We start from the raw sequence: 17,106 nt of genomic DNA on the forward strand, positions 1-17,106 counted from the left end.
ACGGTATCCGAGGTGTCGGTGAGGTGGGTGGGATTTCGGCGAAGGCGTTATCAGGAGGTGGGATCTGCTTTCGTCAGCGTGTTGAACGCGGCATTCGAGTCGATGCGCCTCGCGACGAACTGCTGAACCATCACCATCCCGCTGTTGCGCATCCCGTCCACCCTCGTGATGACCTCATCCGACGAACGGTGGCGCTGAGCGTTGGCATGTCCCAGTTTTAGTCCAAACCGAGGACCCTTCGCGCCCGAAATGTCCGCTCAGTTAGGACTAAAACTGGGAGATGCCGAGCCCGGAGAGCAACGGAGCCCCGCACGAGGGGATCGTGCGGGGCTGCCGTTCTGAGCGTCAGAGGCCCAGTTCCTGGTTGATGTCCGTTGCCAGGCGGCTGTGGGTGTCCCTCAGGGACTTGATCTCCGGGCCGTGGCGGAGGACGTCCCTGGACGTGGTCGGCAGGACGTGGGGCAGGGCTCTGCCGAAGACCGCCTTGAGGTCCTGGACCGTGGCGCCCTGGGCGCCGAGGCCGGGGGCGAGGATGGGTCCGTTGAGGTCGGAGAAGTCCAGCTCTCCCGGCGGGATGGTGGCTCCCGCCACCACACCCACGTGACCCATCGGCTCCTTGCCCAGGTTGGATTCGGCCGCGGCGTCCACGATGTACTGCGCGACCGCGTCACCGCTGCCGTGCACCGACTGCTGCAGGCCGATGCCCTCCGGGTTCGAGGTGCGGGCCAGCACGAACACGCCCCTCCCGTTCTGCTCGGCCAGGCCGATGGCCGGGGCCAGCGAGCCGTAGCCGAGGTACGGCGAGAGCGTGATCGCGTCGGCCGCCAGCGGGGCCCGCTCGTCGAGGTAGGCCATCGCGTAGGCCGCCATCGTCGACCCGATGTCGCCGCGCTTGACGTCCAGCAGGACCAGCGCCCCGGCCTGCTGCGACTCGGCGATCACCTTCTCCAGCACCGCGACACCGGCCGAACCGTAGGCCTCGAAGAACGCCGACTGCGGCTTGAGCAGCGCCACCCGATCGGCCAGCGCCTCCACCACCGTCAACGCGAACCGCTCCAGGGCCTGGGGGCTCTCCCCCAGGTCCCAGGCGTGCAGCAGCGACGGGTGCGGATCGATGCCCACGCACAGCGGTCCTCGCCGGCTCACCGCGTCGGCCAGCCGGGCGCCGAAGCCCGCGCGCAGCTGGTCGTCAGCCATCGTCATTCACCGCCCTGCCGCAGCGCGGCCTGCAGGTCCTGCAGCGGGCGGACGCCGATGTTGCCCTGAATCGCCGCCTCGATGCCCTGCACGGCCGCCGCCGCGCCCTGCACCGTGGTGATGCACGGGACGTCGCGGGACACCGCAGCCGTGCGGATCTCGTAGCCGTCGACCCGCGGACCCGGGTTCCCGTACGGGGTGTTGATGATCATGTCGACCTCGCCGGCCTTGATCAGGTCGACGACGTCGCGCTCGCCCTCGACCGACTCGGTGTGCTTGGCGACCACGGTGGAGGGGATGCCGTTGCGCCGCAACACCTCGGCCGTGCCCTCCGTCGCCATGATCTCGAACCCGAGGTCGGCGAGCCGCTTGACCGGGAACACCAGCGAGCGCTTGTCCCGGTTGGCGACCGAGACGAACACCGTGCCCGAGGTCGGCAGCGAACCGTAGGACCCGGCCTGCGACTTGGCGAACGCCTGACCGAAGGAGGTGTCGATGCCCATCACCTCGCCGGTCGACTTCATCTCCGGCCCGAGCAGCGAATCCACCCCGACGCCCTCGCGGGTCCGGAAGCGGTGGAAGGGCAGGACGGCTTCCTTCACCGCCACCGGCGCGTCCACCGGCAGGTCCGCGCCGTCGCCTTCGGCGGGCAGCATGCCCTCCGAACGCAGCTCGGAGATCTTGGCGCCCAGCATGATCCGCGCAGCGGCCTTGGCCAGCGGAGCGGCCGTGGCCTTGGAGACGAACGGAACCGTCCGGGACGCGCGCGGGTTGGCCTCCAGCACGTAGAGCACGTCGTCCTTGAGCGCGTACTGCACGTTGAGCAGACCGTGCACGCCCACGCCGCGGGCGATCGCCTCGGTGGAACGGCGGACCATCTCGATGTCCTGACGCCCCAAGGTGATCGGCGGCAGCGCGCACGCCGAGTCGCCGGAGTGGATGCCGGCCTCCTCGATGTGCTCCATCACGCCGCCCAGGTAGATCTCGTTGCCGTCGCACAGCGCGTCGACATCGATCTCGATCGCGTCGTCGAGGAACTTGTCCACCAGCACCGGGTGCTCCGGGGTGACCTCGGTGGCGCGGGCGATGTAGTTGGCCAGCGACGCCTCGTCGTAGACGATCTCCATGCCCCGGCCGCCCAGCACGTAGGACGGCCGCACCAGCACCGGGTACCCGATGTCGTCGGCGATCCGCTTGGCACCGTCGAACGACGTCGCCGTGCCGTACTGGGGAGCGGGCAGGCCCGCCGCGACCAGCACGTCACCGAAGGCACCGCGCTCCTCGGCGAGGTGGATGGCCTCCGGCGGGGTGCCCACGACGGGCACGCCCGCGTCGGCCAGGCGCTGCGCCAGGCCCAGCGGGGTCTGGCCGCCCAGCTGCACGATGACGCCCGCGACCGTGCCCGACTGCTGCTCCGAGTGCACGACCTCCAGCACGTCCTCGAAGGTCAGCGGCTCGAAGTACAGGCGGTCGGAGGTGTCGTAGTCGGTGGAGACCGTCTCCGGGTTGCAGTTGACCATCACCGTCTCGTACCCGGCGTCGCTCAGCGACGTGGCCGCGTGCACGCAGGAGTAGTCGAACTCGATGCCCTGGCCGATGCGGTTCGGGCCCGAACCGAGGATGATCACCTTCGGCTTGTCGCGCTGCGGAGCGACCTCCGACTCCGCCGCCGGGTCGGACTCGTAAGCCGAGTAGTGGTACGGCGTCTTCGCCGCGAACTCGGCGGCGCAGGTGTCGACGGTCTTGTAGACCGGCCGCACGCCCAACCGGTGGCGCAGCGCGCGAACGCCGTCCTCCCCGGCCAGTTCCGGGCGCAGCGCGGCGATCTGGCGGTCCGACAGACCCGCGCGCTTGGCGACCCGCAGCAGCGCGGCGTCCAGCACCGGGGCGTCGACGAGCTCGCGACGCAGCTCCACCCACGCGGCGATCTGGTCGACGAACCACGGGTCGATGCCCGAGGCCTCGTGCACCTGCTCGACGGTCGCGCCGAAGCGCAGCGCGCGCTCGACGGTGTAGATCCGGCCGTCGTGCGCGGTGCGCAGATCGTCCAGAGTGGACTGGAGCGTGGCGGGCTTCCCGTCGTCGCCCACGGGATCGGGCTTGGTCCAGAAGCCGACGGACTTGGTCTCCATCGACCGCAGCGCCTTGCCCAAGGCCTCGGAGAAGCTGCGGCCCACGGACATCGCCTCGCCGACGCTCTTCATGGTCGTGGTCAGCTCGGTGTCGGCGCCCGGGAACTTCTCGAAGGCGAACCGCGGCACCTTCACGACCACGTAGTCCAGCGTGGGCTCGAACGACGCCGGCGTCTCACCGGTGATGTCGTTCTGGATCTCGTCGAGGGAGTAGCCGACGGCGAGCTTCGCGGCGATCTTGGCGATCGGGAACCCGGTCGCCTTCGACGCCAGCGCCGACGAGCGCGACACCCGCGGGTTCATCTCGATGACGACCATGCGGCCGGTCTGCGGGTGCACCGCGAACTGGATGTTGCAGCCGCCGGTCTCCACGCCGACCTCGCGCAGCACGTCGATGCCCACGTTGCGCATGTGCTGGTACTCGCGGTCGGTCAGCGTCATCGACGGGGCCACGGTCACCGAGTCACCGGTGTGCACGCCCATCGGGTCGACGTTCTCGATGGAGCAGATGATCACCACGTTGTCGGCGTGGTCGCGCATCAGCTCCAGCTCGTACTCCTTCCAGCCGAGCACCGACTCCTCGATGAGCACCTCGTGCACCGGGGACTCGGACAGGCCGAAGGAGGCCATCCGCTCCAGGTCCTCCTCGGTGTGGGCCATGCCCGAGCCCAGACCACCCATGGTGAAGCTGGGCCGGATGACCACCGGCAGACCCGAACCGGCGACGAACGAGCGGACGTCGTCCATCGACTTGCAGACCTTGGACTCCGGAACCTCGCCGCCGATCGAGCGCACGATGTCCTTGAACATCTGCCGGTCCTCGCCGCGCTGGATCGCCTCGACGTCGGCACCGATGAGCTCCACGCCGTACTTGTCGAGCACACCGCGCTCGTGCAGCGCGATCGCCGTGTTCAGCGCCGTCTGCCCGCCCAGGGTCGCGAGGATCGCGTCCGGGCGCTCCGCGTCGATGACCTTCTCGACGAACTCCGGGGTGATCGGCTCGATGTAGGTGGCATCGGCGAACTCCGGGTCGGTCATGATCGTCGCCGGGTTGGAGTTCACCAGCGAGACGCGGATGCCCTCCTCCCGCAGCACCCGGCACGCCTGGGTGCCGGAGTAGTCGAACTCGCACGCCTGCCCGATGACGATCGGCCCGGAACCGATCACCAGAACGTGCTTGATGTCAGTACGCTTTGGCACTAGTCCGCCTCTCCGCGATTTTCAGTGGTGGTGACGTGGCGCAGCAGCTCGCGTCCCGACGTCTCCGCTGATCGCTGTGCTTCACGTTCCCCTGAGGTCCAGCTGCGTACGACTCGGCTTCGCATCACGGCGTTCATGACTTGCTCGATTCCGACATGAGATCAACGAAACGGTCGAACAGGGGCGCCGCGTCGTGCGGACCGGCCGCCGCCTCGGGGTGGTACTGGACGGAGAAGGCCGGCCCGTTCAGCAGCCGCAGGCCTTCGACGGCACCGTCGTTGGCGCAGTGGTGGGACACGATCGCGCGGCCGAAGTCGGTGTCGAATTCCTCGCCCGGCTCGCCTTCCACGGCGAAACCGTGGTTCTGCGCGGTGATCGCGACCTTGCCGGTCTCCTGGTCGATGACCGGGATGTTGATGCCCCGGTGCCCGTACTGCAGCTTGTAGGTGCCGCGGCCCAGCGCGCGACCGAGCACCTGGTTGCCGAAGCAGATGCCGAACAGCGGCAGCTTCCGGTCCAGGGCTTGGCGGGTCAGCTCGACCTGCGCGTCGGTGGTCGCCGGGTCACCGGGACCGTTGGACAGGAACAGCCCGTCCGGGGCCACCTGCAGGATCTCGTCCATCGTGGACGCCAGCGGCATCACGTGGATCTCGATGCCCCGCTGGGCCATCATCCGCGGCGTGTTCGCCTTGATGCCCATGTCCAGCGCGACGACCGTGAACCGCTTGCCGCCCTCGGCCGGCACCACGTAGGGCTTCTGGGTGGTGACGTCCCCGGCCAGCGACGCGCCGACCATCTGCGAGGAATCCTTCACCGCGGCCACCATCTGCTCGTCCGAGAGCAGCTCGGGACCCGAGAAGATGCCGCCGCGCATCGCGCCCAGCTCGCGCACGTGGCGGGTCAGGGTGCGGGTGTCGATCCCGGAGATGCCGACGACGCCCTGGCCGGTCAGCTCGTCGTCCAGGCTGCGCGTGGAGCGCCAGTTCGACGGGCGGCGGGCGGGGTCGCGCACGGCGTACCCGGCGACCCAGATCTTGTCCGACTCGTCGTCCTCGTCGTTCCAGCCCGTGTTGCCGATCTGCGGCGCCGTCTGCACGACGATCTGCCGGTGGTACGACGGGTCGGTCAGCGTCTCCTGGTAGCCGGTCATGCCGGTGGTGAACACGACCTCCCCGAGGGAGCGGCCCACCTTGCCGTAGGCCTCCCCGCGGAAGATCCGGCCGTCCTCCAGCACCAACGCGGCCGGTGTGTGCGCGGTCATTTCTCCTCCTGTGCTGGTGCGGTGCCCCGCACCACGGTCGGACGGATCGTGGTTCATCCGTCCTCCGACGTGTTCGAAGTCTGGGCGGGCAGCGAGCGGATCGCCTCCACCCACTCGGTCTGCGCGTCCTTGTCGTCGCCGCGGAACCCGGTGTCCAGCAGCGCATCGCCGAGGCGCCAGGTCACCACCACCAGTCCGGCGCCGGGCACGACCTTGTTGGCCAGCTTGTGGTCCAACCGGGCGTCCACGACGGACTCGGCGGGGACCCACACCGCCGACGCGCCGTCCCGCTCGATCAGCAGGCCGCGGGCGTGCAGGTGCGCGGTCCCGTTGGCGCGGTGCCCGATGTCGCCGACCGCGATGCGGTCCTGCCAGTCGTCGGCCTTGGTCGTGCCGATGTACATGCCGGTGGCGGCGGGCAGCTCCTCGGCGCCGGGATCGGCCGGCCGCTCCGGGAACGGAGGCAGCTCGGCCGCCTGTCGTCGGGCTCGGGCCAGCCAGCCGCGTCGCATCCCGAAGAACACCAGCGCCGCCAGCGCGGCGAGCGCGAGCACCCACAACAAGCGTTCCATCAGCGCCTCACCTTGCCCTCGTGCGCGGTCAGCGTGCCGCGCAACAGCGTTGCGACGATCCGGCCGGGCAGCCGCATCCCCTCGAAGGGCGAGTTCTGCCCCAAGCTGGCGAGCTCGGCCCCGCGCACCGTCCACTCCGCGTCGGCGTCCACCAGCGCGAGGTTCGCAGGTTCGCCGACCGCGATCGGTCGTCCCTGGCCGGACAGCCCGGCGATCTCGGCGGGACGCTCGGAGAGCACCCGCGCCACACCGCGCCAGTCCAGCAGGCCCGAGCGCACCATCGTCTGCGTCACGATGCCCAGCGCCGTCTGAAGGCCCAGCATTCCCGGCTTGGCGGCCGACCACTCGCAGTCCTTGTCCTGAGCGGCGTGCGGGGCGTGGTCGGTGGCCACGCAGTCGACGGTCCCGTCGGCCAACGCACGGCGCAGGGCGATCGCGTCGGCGTCGGTGCGCAGCGGCGGGTTGACCTTGTTGACCGGGTCGTAGGTCTCCAGCCTCTCGTCGGTGAGCAGCAGGTGGTGCGGCGTCACCTCCGCCGAGACCGATCCGCCCGTCTCGCGCCCCTTGAAGAACCTCAGCAGCTCCGCGGTGCCCTCGGTGGACACGTGGCAGACGTGCAGCGTTCCGCCGGTGTGCGCGGCCAGCAGGCAGTCGCGGGCCACGATGGACTCCTCCGCCGGAGCCGGCCAGCCCGACAGGCCCAGCCGGGCGGCGTTGGGGCCCTCGTGCGCCTGCGCGCCGACGGTCAACCGCGGCTCCTCGGCGTGCTGGGCCACGAGCCCGCCGAACGAGCGCGTGTACTCCAGCGCGCGGCGCATCAGCAGCGGGTCGTGCACGCACTTGCCGTCGTCGGAGAAGACCCGCACCTCGGCCGCCGAGTGCCGCATGGTGCCCAGCTCGGCGAGCTTCTCGCCCGCGAGCCCGACGGTCACGGCGCCGACCGGGTGCACGTCGACCAGGCCGACCTCGCGGCCCCGGCGCCACACGTGCTCGACGATCACCGCGTTGTCGGCGACCGGATCGGTGTTGGCCATCGCGAACACGGCGGTGTAGCCGCCCAGAGCGGCGGCCATCGAGCCGGTCTCGACCGTCTCGGCGTCCTCCCGGCCCGGTTCGCGCAGGTGGGTGTGCAGGTCCACGAAGCCCGGCAGCACCACCGCGCCACCGCCCTGCACGATCTCGTCGGCGTCGACGTCCAGACTCGCACCGATCTCGGCGATCGTGGTGCCCTCGACCAGCACGTCGACCGGATCACCCTCGCCGTAGGGGCGGACGTCCTTGAGCAGTACGCGACTCATGAGGTGAGTTCCTCTCCGGCGAGCAGGTGGTAGAGCACGGCCATCCGGACGTGCACGCCGTTGCCGACCTGCTGGGTGATGGCGGCCCGGGGTGAATCGGCCACCGACGGCGCGATCTCCATGCCGCGCAGCATCGGGCCCGGGTGCAGCACGACGGCGTGCTCGGGCAGCTTCGCCAGCCGCTTCTCGTTGAGCCCGTAGGCGATCGAGTACTCGCGCGCCGACGGGAAGAAGCCGCCGTGCATCCGCTCCGCCTGCACGCGCAGCAGCATCACCGCGTCCAGCTTGGGCAGCTCGGGGTCGAGCTCGTGGCGGACCTCGGCGCCCCAGTGCTCGATGCCTGCGGGCACCAGCGTCGGCGGCGCGATGAGCGTCACCTCCGCCCCCAGCGTCCGCAGCAGGTGCACGTTGGACCGCGCGACCCGGCTGTGCAGCAGGTCGCCCACGATGCCGATGCGACGCCCGGAGACGTCGCCCAGCCGCTCCCGCAGCGTCGCCGCGTCCAGCAGGGCCTGCGTCGGGTGCTCGTGCATCCCGTCGCCGGCGTTGACGATCTTGGTGCCGTCCTGCTCCAGCCAGCCCGCGAGCCGGTGGGCGGCTCCGGAGGCCGGGTGCCGGATGATCACGCAGTCCGCTCCGGCCGCGGCCAGCGTCAGCGCGGTGTCCCGGAGGGATTCGCCCTTGCCGACCGACGAACTGCTGGCCGAGACGTTGATCACGTCGGCGCTCATCCACTTCCCGGCGACCTCGAAGGACACCCGGGTCCGGGTGGAGTTCTCGTAGAACAGCGTCACCACGGTGCGCCCGCGCAACGTGGGCAGCTTCTTCACCTCGCGCCCCAGCAGCGTCTGCTTGAGCGTGTCGGCGGTGTCGAGGACGGCCGTCGCGTCGGCGGCGGGGAGGCCCTCGGTGGACAGCAGGTGGCGCATCACACGTCCTCCCGCGACTCATGCTTGTTGATCACGACGCGGTCCTCGCCGTCGGTCTCCGCGAGCTGCACGGCGACGTCCTCGTTGCGGGAGGTCGGGATGTTCTTGCCCACGTAGTCCGCGCGGATCGGCAGCTCCCGGTGCCCGCGGTCGACCAGCACGGCCAGCTGGACCGAGCGAGGACGGCCCTGGTCGCGCAGGGCGTCGAGAGCGGCGCGCACGGTGCGGCCGGAGAAGAGCACGTCGTCGACGAGCACGACCAGCGCTCCGTCGAGCCCGCCGGGCGGCAGGTTGGTGGGCTCCAGCGGCCGGTTCGGCTGCGTGCGCAGGTCGTCGCGGAAGAGCGTGATGTCCAGGGTGCCGACCGGAACCGTCGTCCCGCTGAACTCGCTGATCTTGTCCGCCAGCCGCCTGGCCAGCGGCGTTCCCCTGGTGGGGACGCCCAGCAGCACCACGGAACCGTCGCCGGTGTCCAGCGCGGTCTTCTCGATGATCTGGTGCGCGATGCGGGCTATCGTGCGCGCAACGTCACCGGCGGAAAGCAGCTCTCGCTGCCCTGCCGGTTCCGCCGCGCTCGCCTGATGGCGAGACGCCACGGTGCGACCTCCTTCTCCGCCTCACAGGACGGGTCCTTAAAGGATGGTGTGTGAGCTGCCCCGCAATCCGGGTTCGCGATGAACCTGCGCATCAGGGGGCTGACCAGTACGCTATCAGCGACAACGGGTCAATCGACCGGGTGGTGTGTTGGCGCTCGCCACATCGGCACCGAAGACCAACTTGACCTGGTGACGCTCGCGAGCGAACATTACTCTCCGTATCGATCTGAGCTTTGCTCCCCGGTCGCCGTTATCGGCTGACGGGGCGAACGAACGGAGAAACGCCACATGGGCGACTACGCCAAGGCGCTGGGCAGCAAACTCCGCGCCATCCGCCAGCAGCAGGGTTTGTCGCTGCACGGCGTCGAGCAGAAGTCTGGCGGACGGTGGAAGGCCGTGGTCGTCGGGTCCTACGAGCGAGGCGACCGCGCGGTGACCGTGCAGAAGCTCGCTGAACTCGCCGATTTCTACGGCGTACCGGTCGCGGAGCTGCTGCCCGAGGGTCGCGTGCCTTCCGGTGCCGAACCGGCCACGAAGGTCGTGATCAACCTCGAGCGCCTGCAGCAACTGCCTGCCGAGAAGGTGGGTCCGCTGGCCCGTTACGCGGCCACGATCCAGAGCCAGCGCGGTGACTACAACGGCAAGGTGCTGTCCATCCGCACCGAAGACCTGCGGTCCCTGGCGATCATCTACGACATGACGCCGGGCGAGCTCACCGAGCAGCTCATCGACTGGGGTGTGCTTCCCCCGGAGGCGCGCCCTGCCCGCGAGGAGTGACACAACACCGACATAGCGGACCGGGGCACCCTGCGGCGACGCCGCAACGGGTGCCCCTGGGCGTTTCAGGCCCCTCACCCGTTCGGCTGCCGGAGAGGCGCGCTGTGCTCGCTCAGGGCGACGCAGGCGGGCTCCGTTCGAGTGAGGGGTCCTCGCACGCGAAGAAGGGCACCTGCCGCCTGGCAGGTGCCCTTCTTCGCGTCTCGTGAATGCGGCGACAGCCGTTGCTCCAGAAAGACCGCAGATCGACCACTCAGTCGACCGGGGTCTCCTCCTTGGGGAGGGTCTTGCGGAGCCGGTCTCGGATGCCCGCCAGGCGGCCCAGGACGCCGTTGACGAAGCGCGGCGAGTCATCGGTGGACAGAGCCCTGGCCAGCTCCACCGCCTCGTCCACGGCCACCACGGGCGGCACGTCGCCCTTCGGGCACCACAGCAGCTCGTAGAGGCCCAGCCGCAGCACCGCGCGGTCCACGACCGGCATCCGCGAGAGCGTCCAGCCCTCGATGTGCTGGGTGAGCAGCTCGTCGATCCGCTCGCGGTTCTCGTTCACGCCCTCGACCAGGATGATCGTGTAGTCGGGCACGGCGGCCGTGTCGGGCGCACCGATCCGGTCGGACATGAGCGTGACCACATCGGTCTCGCGCAGGTCGGCCTCGTAGAGGAAATCGACCGCACGCTTTCGAGCCTTGCTGCGCGAGCCGCTCATTTGGAGTTGACGCGGCTGAGGTACCGGCCGTCGCGCGGGTCGACCTTGACCTTGTCGCCGGTGTTCAGGAACAGCGGGACCTGGACCTCGGCTCCCGTCTCCAGCGTCGCCGGCTTGGTGCCGCCGGTCGAGCGGTCGCCCTGCACGCCCGGGTCGGTGTGCTCGACGACGAGCTCCACGGAGGCGGGCAGCTCGACGTACAGCGGCGCGTCCTCGTGCCGGGCCACGACCACCTGGCTGTTCTCCAGCATGTAGTTCGCGGCGTCACCGACGACATCGCTGGTCACGGTGACCTGGTCGAAGGTCTCGGGCTCCATGAAGACGTAGTCGTTGCCGTCGTAGTACAGGTAGGTCATCTCGCGACGGTCGACGTTCGCGGTGTCCACCTTCACGCCGGCGTTGAAGGTCTTGTCGACGACCTTGCCGGAGAGCACGTTCTTGAGGGTGGTGCGGACGAAGGCGCCGCCCTTGCCAGGCTTGACGTGCTGGAAGTTGACGACGGACCACAGCTGGCCGTCGAGGTTGAGCACCAGTCCGTTCTTCAGGTCGTTCGTGGAAGCCACGTGGGTGTTCTCCTGTGGTGATGGCTTGGCGTTGCGCCGGGCCGCAACGGGCTGCCGGCGAAATTCCGCGCACTCGTCGTGCGTCAGACTTCGACGAGCTCTTTGGTCGTCAGGGTGAGGAGCTCCGGTGTGCCGGGACGCACGACCAGTGTGTCCTCGATACGGACCCCGCCCTGCCCGGCCAGATAGACGCCAGGCTCGACGGTGACCGCCATCCTTTCGGCAATTCTACCGTCCCCTCGCTGGGACAACGTGGGTGCCTCGTGGATCTCGAGCCCCACGCCGTGTCCCAAGCCGTGCAGGAACTGCTCGCCGTACCCGGCATCGGCGATCACGTCGCGGGCCGCGGTGTCGACGTCGCGGACCTCCGCGTCGATCTTCACCGCCGCTCGCCCGGCGCTCTGCGAGGCCCGGACCAGCTCGTAGATCTCCCGCTGCCAGTCGGCCGCCTTGCCCAGCACCACGGTGCGGGTCATGTCCGAGTGGTAGCCGTCGACCAGCGCGCCGAAGTCCATCTTGACGAAGTCCCCGGCGGCCAGGACCGCGTCGGTGGGCCGGTGGTGCGGGACCGCGGAATGCGCGCCCGCGGCGACGATCGTCTCGAACGACGGGCCCGCGGCGCCGTTGTCCAGCATCCGGGCCTCCAGGTCGCGGGCGACCTCCAGCTCGGTGCGCCCCGGGCGCAGCCCGCCGTGCTCGATGAGCTCGGTCAGCGCGCGGTCGGCGGCGGCGCAGGCCATCCGCAGGGCCTCGATCTCGGCTGCGTCCTTGATCAGCCTCAGCTGCTCGACCGTGCCCGGTGCCCGGACCAGCTCGGACTTGCCCGCCGCGTCGTCGAGCACGTCCCGGTTGTCGACGGTGACGTGCTGGGATTCGAAACCGACCCGCCGGTACACGGCGGCTTCCTCGCCGAGCCGCTGCGCGATGGTCAGGTCGCTCGCCCGGTCGATGACGCGTTCCAGATCGCCGACCTGCTCCTCGGCCTGCGTCAGGTAGCGACCGTCGGTGCAGAACACCGTGCGGCTCTCGCCGCCGGGATCATCGGCGGCGTGCACCACCAGCGCGGCGTTGGACCCGGTGAAGCCCGTCAGGTAGCGGATGTTGAGCAGGTCGGTCACCAGCATGGCGTCCAGGTCCCGCTCCCGCAGCCGGCTGCGGAGTGCGTCTCGTCGGTGGGCGTGCGATTCGGACATGTTTCGGACCCTAACTCGCAGGACAGCGGATTGACCTGCCTCGGACGGGCGATTGCGGAAAACCGCCAGGACATTGCTGGACGGACCCGTCACGTGCAACTCGGGGGCGCGGAAAGCCGCAGGTGAGCGGATCTTCCGCGGACCGGGAGGAGTGTCGGCCGGGGCCGGTATGGTTGCCGCGTGGAGTTGCGCTGGAGCACCCTGTCGGGCCCGGTCGGGGAGATCACCGCGGTGACCTCCGAGAGCGGTGTGCGGCACGTGGCCTTCGCCGGCCCGGACGTCGCGCTGAGCGAGTTCCCCTCGGCCGAGCGCGGCGGTCCGGCCGATGAGGTGGTGCGCCAGCTCGACGAGTACTTCTCCGGCCACCGCAAGGAGTTCCAGCTCGCGATCGACTGGACCGGTCTCGACGGGCTGCGCGCGCACGTGCTGCGGACGCTGCAGGAGCTGGTGCCCTTCGGCGACACCGTCAGCTACAAGGGCCTCGCCGAGCTCTCCGGCAGGCCGGAGGCGTCCCGCGCGGTGGGCACGATCATGGGCTCCAACCCGGTGCCGCTGATCGTGCCGTGCCACCGGGTGCTGGCCTCCGGCGGCGGGCTCGGCGGGTTCGGACCCGGCCTGGACGCCAAGCGAAAGCTGCTGGTGCTAGAGGGAATCCTGGAGCCCAGCCTGCTCGAACTCGACCTGGTGCGAGACGAATAGGTGGTAGGTCGTCTCGCGCTGCCCGAGGGTGACCGGGATCGCCAGCTCGACGCACTCGCCGAAGACGTCGCGCATCGCTCCCAGCAGGTCCGGTGAGGTGTCGGCCGACCACACCGCGAGCGTGCCGCCGGGAGCGAGCTTGTCCTCGCAGCGGCGGAGGAAGGGCGACTCGTAGAGGGCCGAGTTCGCCTCGTAGACCAGGAAGTCCGGACCGTTGTCGACGTCGAGCAGCAGCACGTCGCAGCCGCCGTCCGGCTGGTCCTCCAGGACCTCCGCGACGTCGCCGACGCTGATGCGCACCCGCTCGTCGGCCAGCGCGGCCGCGGTGTCGGGGATCAGGCCGTCGCGGTGCCAGGCGACCAGATCGGCTTCGATCTCGACCACGTGCGCCTCGCGCACGCGCTCGTCGGCCAGCACCTCGCGCAGCGTGAACCCGAGCCCGAGCCCGCCGATCAGCACCCGCAGCCCGTCGGTGCGGGTGAGGTGCTCCAGCGTGGCGGTGGCCAGCATGCGCTCGGTCGCGGTGTGCGCGGTGTCCATCACGAACACGCCGTTGACCCGCAGTTCCAGCGCGTCGTCGCGGCGCATCAGCACGAGCTCACCGCGCTCGGCGACCGCGCGGGCGAGAACCTCAGACATGGCCGTTGAGACTACCCGGCCGTTCCCACCGGCTCGCACGAACTGGCAATTTCGCAGGTCAGCGAATCTGAACCGATTCGCCCCGGCGGAGCCGGCGAACTCGCTGGTCAGGCGGCCGGCTGAGCCATCCGGACGAGCTCCGGCTGCGCGGAACGGCCGCTTTGCCGATCTTGGGAGCGCTCTCAGAATGAGCCGTGGCGAACGCCCCTCAGGCGCCCGTCCGGGCGGGATCCGCGCCCCGGTCCGCGGCGGGCTCCTCGGGGGCGTTCCGCCGGATCGACACCGAGAAGGCCGTCGCCAGCAGGCAGAGCAACCCGGCTCCGTACCAGGCGAGCGCGTAGTCGCCGAAGTGGTCGCGGATCAGCCCGGCTCCACCGGCGATGAACGCGGCGCCGATCTGGTGCGAGGCGAACACCCAGCCGAACACCACCGAGGCCTTCGACCCGAAGTGCTCCCGGCACAGCGCCATCGTCGGCGGCACCGTGGCGACCCAGTCCAGGCCGTAGAACACCACGAACAGCACCATCTCGATGCCCGGCGCCGGAGCGAACAGGTGCGGCAGCACGAACAGCGAGATCCCGCGCAGCGTGTAGTAGATCGCGAGCAGCACCCGCGGGTTGATCTTGTCGGTGAGGTATCCCGACGCCACCGTGCCCAGCACGTCGAAGATGCCGATGACCGCGAGCAGGCCCGCGGCCATCGTGGTGGGCATCCCGTGGTCGTGCGCGGCGGGCACGAAGTGGGTGTTGACCAGACCGTTCGTGCTCGCACCGCAGATCGCGAAACCACCTGCCAGCAACCAGAAGGTGCGCGTCCGCGCGGCCTCCGCCAGCGCCTTGACCGCCAGGACCGCGGGATTTCCGCGCTCGCGCACCGGTTCCGGCTCGTCACCGTTGGCGCCGTAGGCGGACATCCCGAGATCGCTGGGATGTTCGCGCATGACCAGCCGGACGATCACCGCCACCAGCAGGGCCGAGGCGGTGATGACCAACGAGGCCACCCGCCAGCCCCAGTTCTCCACCAGCACCGCCTCCACCGGCAGGAAGACCAGCTGGCCGGTCGCGCTGCCCGCCGTGAGCACCCCGCTCACCAGACCTCGCCTGGCCACGAACCAGCGATCCACCACAGTGGACACGAACGCCAGCGCCATCGAGCCGGTCCCCAAGCCCACCAGCAGCCCCCAGCACAGGATCAGCTGCCACGGCTCGGTCATGAAGACCGTCAGCCCGCTGCCGACGCCCACCAGCACCAGCGCCGCGGTGGTGACGCGCCGGATCCCGAACCGGATCATCAGCGCCGCCGCGAACGGCGCGGTGAGGCCGTACAGCAGCAGGTTGAGCGACACCGCCGCCGAGATCAGCCCGTGCGGCCAGCCGAACTCCTGGTGCAGCGGGTCCATCAGGACTCCGGGCGCCGACCGGAAGGCCGCGGCCCCCACCAGGGCGATGAACGCGACGACGGCGATCGACCAAGCGGGGTGGACCCGCGCAGGCAGCACTCGAACCATGCTGACCAGCATCATCCAGCGCTGGTGACCGAACCAGTGGCCGGAAGGACAATCTGTGGGAAGATTCGGCCATGAGGCCGCATCGCATCGCCGTGCTGGGCGTGGACACCGTCGTCGGGTTCGACCTGTCGATCGCGCCGCAGGTCTTCCCCTGCGCCTCCAGCTCGGACGACCCGCTGTACGAGGTCCACGTCTGCAGCATCGACGGCGGCCCCCTCCGCACGACCAGAGGGTTCTCGATCATGCCGGAGTCCGGGACGGACGCGCTGGGCGAACCGGACACCGTGATCGTCCCCGGCGTCGAGACCGACGACTTCGCCGAGGACCCCAAGGTCACCGCGTACCTGCGGAACCTGCCCGCGGGCACGCGGATCATGTCGATCTGCACCGGCGCCTTCGTGCTCGCCGCCGCGGGCCTGCTCGACGGACGGCCCGCGACCACGCACTGGGCGCACGTCGAGCAGTTCCGCGAGATGTTCCCGAAGGTCGACCTGCGTCCCGACGTGCTGTTCGTCGACGACGGCGACGTGCTGTCCTCGGCCGGTGTGGCAGCCGGGATCGACCTGTGCCTGCACGTCCTCCGCAACGACCACGGCAGCGACGTCGCCAACCGGGCCGCGCGGCGCAACATCGTCCCGCCCTGGCGCGACGGAGGGCAGTCGCAGTTCATCGAGCGCCCGATGCCCTCCCCCGGCATCACCGGCACCGCGCCCACCCGTGAATGGTTGATGCACCGGCTCGCCGAACCGCTGACGCTGGAGGCGATCGCCGCGCACGCTGGCATGAGCGTGCGGACCTTCACCCGGCGCTTCCGCGAGGAGACCGGGACATCACCGCTGGACTGGCTGCTGCGGCAGCGCATCGAGCACGCGCGGCACCTGCTGGAGCACACCGACCTCCCGATCGAGGAGGTCGCGCTGAACTCGGGGCTGAGCACGGCGACGTCGTTGCGCAAGCACCTGCGGGCCCGGATGGGCATCGGCCCGGCCGCCTACCGGCGGACCTTCCACCAGCAGTAGCCGCGCCCGCTCACGACCCGAGCAACCTTCCCGGCCGATGCGCGTCTTCTCAGTTGAGCGATCGGCACGGAGGAGGCGCGGAACATGACTCGGGCGAGGATCATCCTGGCGGCGACCGCCGCACTGCTGACCGCAGGCCTCAGCGCCTGCAACGAAGAAGGCGACAACGCGTCGTCCGGCGGCGTGGTCATCGAAGACCCCACGACCGGAGCCTCCGCGGGGTCCCAGGTCACCGAGGGGCCTGCGCCGAGCGAGGCGGAACCGCCGGAGACCCAGGGCAGCGGCGAGCCTTCCGAGACGGCGACGGAGGAGAGCGAGCAGCCGGCCGTGCAGCTGTGCGAGGTCGGGGACCTGACCGTGACGGTGAAGTACGTCGACGCCGGGGCCGGAACCGTGCACCGCGCGCTGCAGTTCACCAACTCCGGCAGCCGCACGTGCGAGATCCAGGGATTCGCCGGTGTGTCGTTCGTCGGCGGCGAGGACGGCCATCAGATCGGCAAGCCCGCCGATCGCGTCGGCGACAAGGGACCGGCCATCACGCTGCGAGCCGGTTCCCAGGCGTGGGCCCCGCTCGCGTCCCCGCACGCGGAGAACTACGACCCGGAGACCTGCCGGCCGGAGGAGGCCCGGGGACTGCGCATCTACCCGCCCCAGGAGTACGACTCGCTGTTCGTCCCCCTGGCCGAAACCGCCTGCGGCAACCCGAACCTCCCAGGCGAACAGCTCAAGGTCGAAACCCTCCACCAAGGCTCCCCGTCCTGACCGGCTCCGTCTGGACCTGGTCGGGTGAAATCCCAGTTTTAGTCCAAACTGAGCGG

At 70.1% G+C, this 17,106-nt stretch carries 16 protein-coding genes; 4 read left to right on the plus strand and 12 right to left on the minus strand.

What is annotated here, in order from left to right; genetic code table 11:
- Positions 1–345: 345 nt before the first annotated feature.
- The 7 genes from pyrF to pyrR form a co-directional block, all read right to left on the minus strand.
- Positions 346–1,197: an orotidine-5'-phosphate decarboxylase gene (gene pyrF, locus FHU35_RS04935; protein ID WP_145737167.1), complete on the minus strand. Its 852-nt coding sequence runs from the start codon at positions 1,195–1,197 to the stop codon at positions 346–348.
- Between the two features lie 2 nt (positions 1,198–1,199).
- Complete coding sequence (carB, locus tag FHU35_RS04940; protein WP_145737168.1) at positions 1,200–4,529, minus strand: carbamoyl-phosphate synthase large subunit; 3,330 nt, start codon at positions 4,527–4,529, stop codon at positions 1,200–1,202.
- A 133-nt stretch (positions 4,530–4,662) separates the two neighbouring features.
- Positions 4,663–5,790, minus strand: coding sequence for a glutamine-hydrolyzing carbamoyl-phosphate synthase small subunit (gene carA, locus FHU35_RS04945; RefSeq protein WP_145737169.1), 1,128 nt, complete (start codon positions 5,788–5,790; stop codon positions 4,663–4,665).
- Between the two features lie 53 nt (positions 5,791–5,843).
- Entirely contained in the window at positions 5,844–6,362 is a 519-nt protein-coding gene (locus FHU35_RS04950; protein ID WP_145737170.1) for a PH-like domain-containing protein, read from the minus strand.
- The gene (locus tag FHU35_RS04955; RefSeq protein ID WP_145737171.1) at positions 6,362–7,660 is read right to left on the minus strand and encodes a dihydroorotase; all 1,299 of its coding nucleotides are present in this window, start codon (positions 7,658–7,660) and stop codon (positions 6,362–6,364) included. The genes FHU35_RS04950 and FHU35_RS04955 overlap by 1 nt, the downstream gene beginning before the upstream one ends.
- Entirely contained in the window at positions 7,657–8,589 is a 933-nt protein-coding gene (locus FHU35_RS04960; protein WP_145737172.1) for an aspartate carbamoyltransferase catalytic subunit, read from the minus strand. Before FHU35_RS04960 ends, FHU35_RS04955 begins: the two co-directional genes overlap by 4 nt.
- Complete coding sequence (gene pyrR / locus FHU35_RS04965; protein WP_145737173.1) at positions 8,589–9,185, minus strand: bifunctional pyr operon transcriptional regulator/uracil phosphoribosyltransferase PyrR; 597 nt, start codon at positions 9,183–9,185, stop codon at positions 8,589–8,591. Before pyrR ends, FHU35_RS04960 begins: the two co-directional genes overlap by 1 nt.
- 288 nt (positions 9,186–9,473) lie before the next feature.
- Here pyrR and bldD point away from each other — a divergent pair, with 288 nt between their 5' ends.
- Entirely contained in the window at positions 9,474–9,962 is a 489-nt protein-coding gene (bldD, locus tag FHU35_RS04970; protein ID WP_010311046.1) for a transcriptional regulator BldD, read from the plus strand.
- Positions 9,963–10,215: 253 nt separating this feature from the next.
- Here bldD and nusB read toward each other — a convergent pair whose 3' ends face one another.
- The 3 genes from nusB to FHU35_RS04985 form a co-directional block, all read right to left on the minus strand.
- Positions 10,216–10,668, minus strand: coding sequence for a transcription antitermination factor NusB (gene nusB / locus FHU35_RS04975; RefSeq protein WP_145737174.1), 453 nt, complete (start codon positions 10,666–10,668; stop codon positions 10,216–10,218).
- On the minus strand, positions 10,665–11,231 hold the full coding sequence (efp, locus tag FHU35_RS04980) for an elongation factor P (protein WP_145737175.1): 567 nt from the start codon (positions 11,229–11,231) through the stop codon (positions 10,665–10,667). Before efp ends, nusB begins: the two co-directional genes overlap by 4 nt.
- Positions 11,232–11,314: 83 nt before the next feature.
- Positions 11,315–12,424, minus strand: a complete 1,110-nt coding sequence (locus FHU35_RS04985; RefSeq protein ID WP_145737176.1) for a M24 family metallopeptidase — start codon at positions 12,422–12,424, stop codon at positions 11,315–11,317.
- Between the two features lie 180 nt (positions 12,425–12,604).
- Here FHU35_RS04985 and FHU35_RS04990 point away from each other — a divergent pair, with 180 nt between their 5' ends.
- Positions 12,605–13,123: a methylated-DNA--[protein]-cysteine S-methyltransferase gene (locus tag FHU35_RS04990; protein WP_145737177.1), complete on the plus strand. Its 519-nt coding sequence runs from the start codon at positions 12,605–12,607 to the stop codon at positions 13,121–13,123.
- On the opposite strand, the gene FHU35_RS04995 is transcribed toward FHU35_RS04990, so the two are convergent.
- Both FHU35_RS04995 and FHU35_RS05000 read right to left on the minus strand, forming a co-directional pair.
- Positions 13,067–13,762, minus strand: coding sequence for a spermidine synthase (locus tag FHU35_RS04995; RefSeq protein ID WP_145737178.1), 696 nt, complete (start codon positions 13,760–13,762; stop codon positions 13,067–13,069). The two genes, FHU35_RS04990 and FHU35_RS04995, sit on opposite strands and share 57 nt — an antisense overlap.
- A gap of 208 nt (positions 13,763–13,970) precedes the next feature.
- Positions 13,971–15,269 carry an MFS transporter gene (locus FHU35_RS05000; protein WP_186459261.1) on the minus strand — a complete coding sequence of 433 codons (1,299 nt, stop codon included), beginning with the start codon at positions 15,267–15,269 and terminating at the stop codon, positions 13,971–13,973.
- A gap of 71 nt (positions 15,270–15,340) precedes the next feature.
- Here FHU35_RS05000 and FHU35_RS05005 point away from each other — a divergent pair, with 71 nt between their 5' ends.
- Entirely contained in the window at positions 15,341–16,288 is a 948-nt protein-coding gene (locus tag FHU35_RS05005) for a GlxA family transcriptional regulator (RefSeq protein ID WP_145737179.1), read from the plus strand.
- Between the two features lie 84 nt (positions 16,289–16,372).
- Positions 16,373–17,050, plus strand: a complete 678-nt coding sequence (locus FHU35_RS05010; protein WP_145737180.1) for a DUF4232 domain-containing protein — start codon at positions 16,373–16,375, stop codon at positions 17,048–17,050.
- Positions 17,051–17,106: the final 56 nt, after the last annotated feature.

Origin of the sequence: Saccharopolyspora dendranthemae, from assembly GCF_007829955.1 — a bacterium.
GTDB classification, from domain to species: domain Bacteria; phylum Actinomycetota; class Actinomycetes; order Mycobacteriales; family Pseudonocardiaceae; genus Saccharopolyspora; species Saccharopolyspora dendranthemae.

Bases quoted from the DNA above. Each gene is read 5' to 3' on its own strand.
- pyrF (WP_145737167.1), bottom strand. From the start codon at position 1,197: ATGGCTGACGACCAGCTGCGCGCGGGCTTCGGCGCCCGGCTGGCCGAC.
- carA (WP_145737169.1), bottom strand. From the start codon at position 5,790: ATGACCGCGCACACACCGGCCGCGTTGGTGCTGGAGGACGGCCGGATC.
- FHU35_RS04950 (WP_145737170.1), bottom strand. From the start codon at position 6,362: ATGGAACGCTTGTTGTGGGTGCTCGCGCTCGCCGCGCTGGCGGCGCTG.
- FHU35_RS04955 (WP_145737171.1), bottom strand. From the start codon at position 7,660: ATGAGTCGCGTACTGCTCAAGGACGTCCGCCCCTACGGCGAGGGTGAT.
- FHU35_RS04960 (WP_145737172.1), bottom strand. From the start codon at position 8,589: ATGCGCCACCTGCTGTCCACCGAGGGCCTCCCCGCCGCCGACGCGACG.
- bldD (WP_010311046.1), top strand. From the start codon at position 9,474: ATGGGCGACTACGCCAAGGCGCTGGGCAGCAAACTCCGCGCCATCCGC.
- nusB (WP_145737174.1), bottom strand. From the start codon at position 10,668: ATGAGCGGCTCGCGCAGCAAGGCTCGAAAGCGTGCGGTCGATTTCCTC.
- FHU35_RS04985 (WP_145737176.1), bottom strand. From the start codon at position 12,424: ATGTCCGAATCGCACGCCCACCGACGAGACGCACTCCGCAGCCGGCTG.
- FHU35_RS04995 (WP_145737178.1), bottom strand. From the start codon at position 13,762: ATGTCTGAGGTTCTCGCCCGCGCGGTCGCCGAGCGCGGTGAGCTCGTG.
- FHU35_RS05000 (WP_186459261.1), bottom strand. From the start codon at position 15,269: ATGGTTCGAGTGCTGCCTGCGCGGGTCCACCCCGCTTGGTCGATCGCC.
- FHU35_RS05005 (WP_145737179.1), top strand. From the start codon at position 15,341: ATGAGGCCGCATCGCATCGCCGTGCTGGGCGTGGACACCGTCGTCGGG.
- FHU35_RS05010 (WP_145737180.1), top strand. From the start codon at position 16,373: ATGACTCGGGCGAGGATCATCCTGGCGGCGACCGCCGCACTGCTGACC.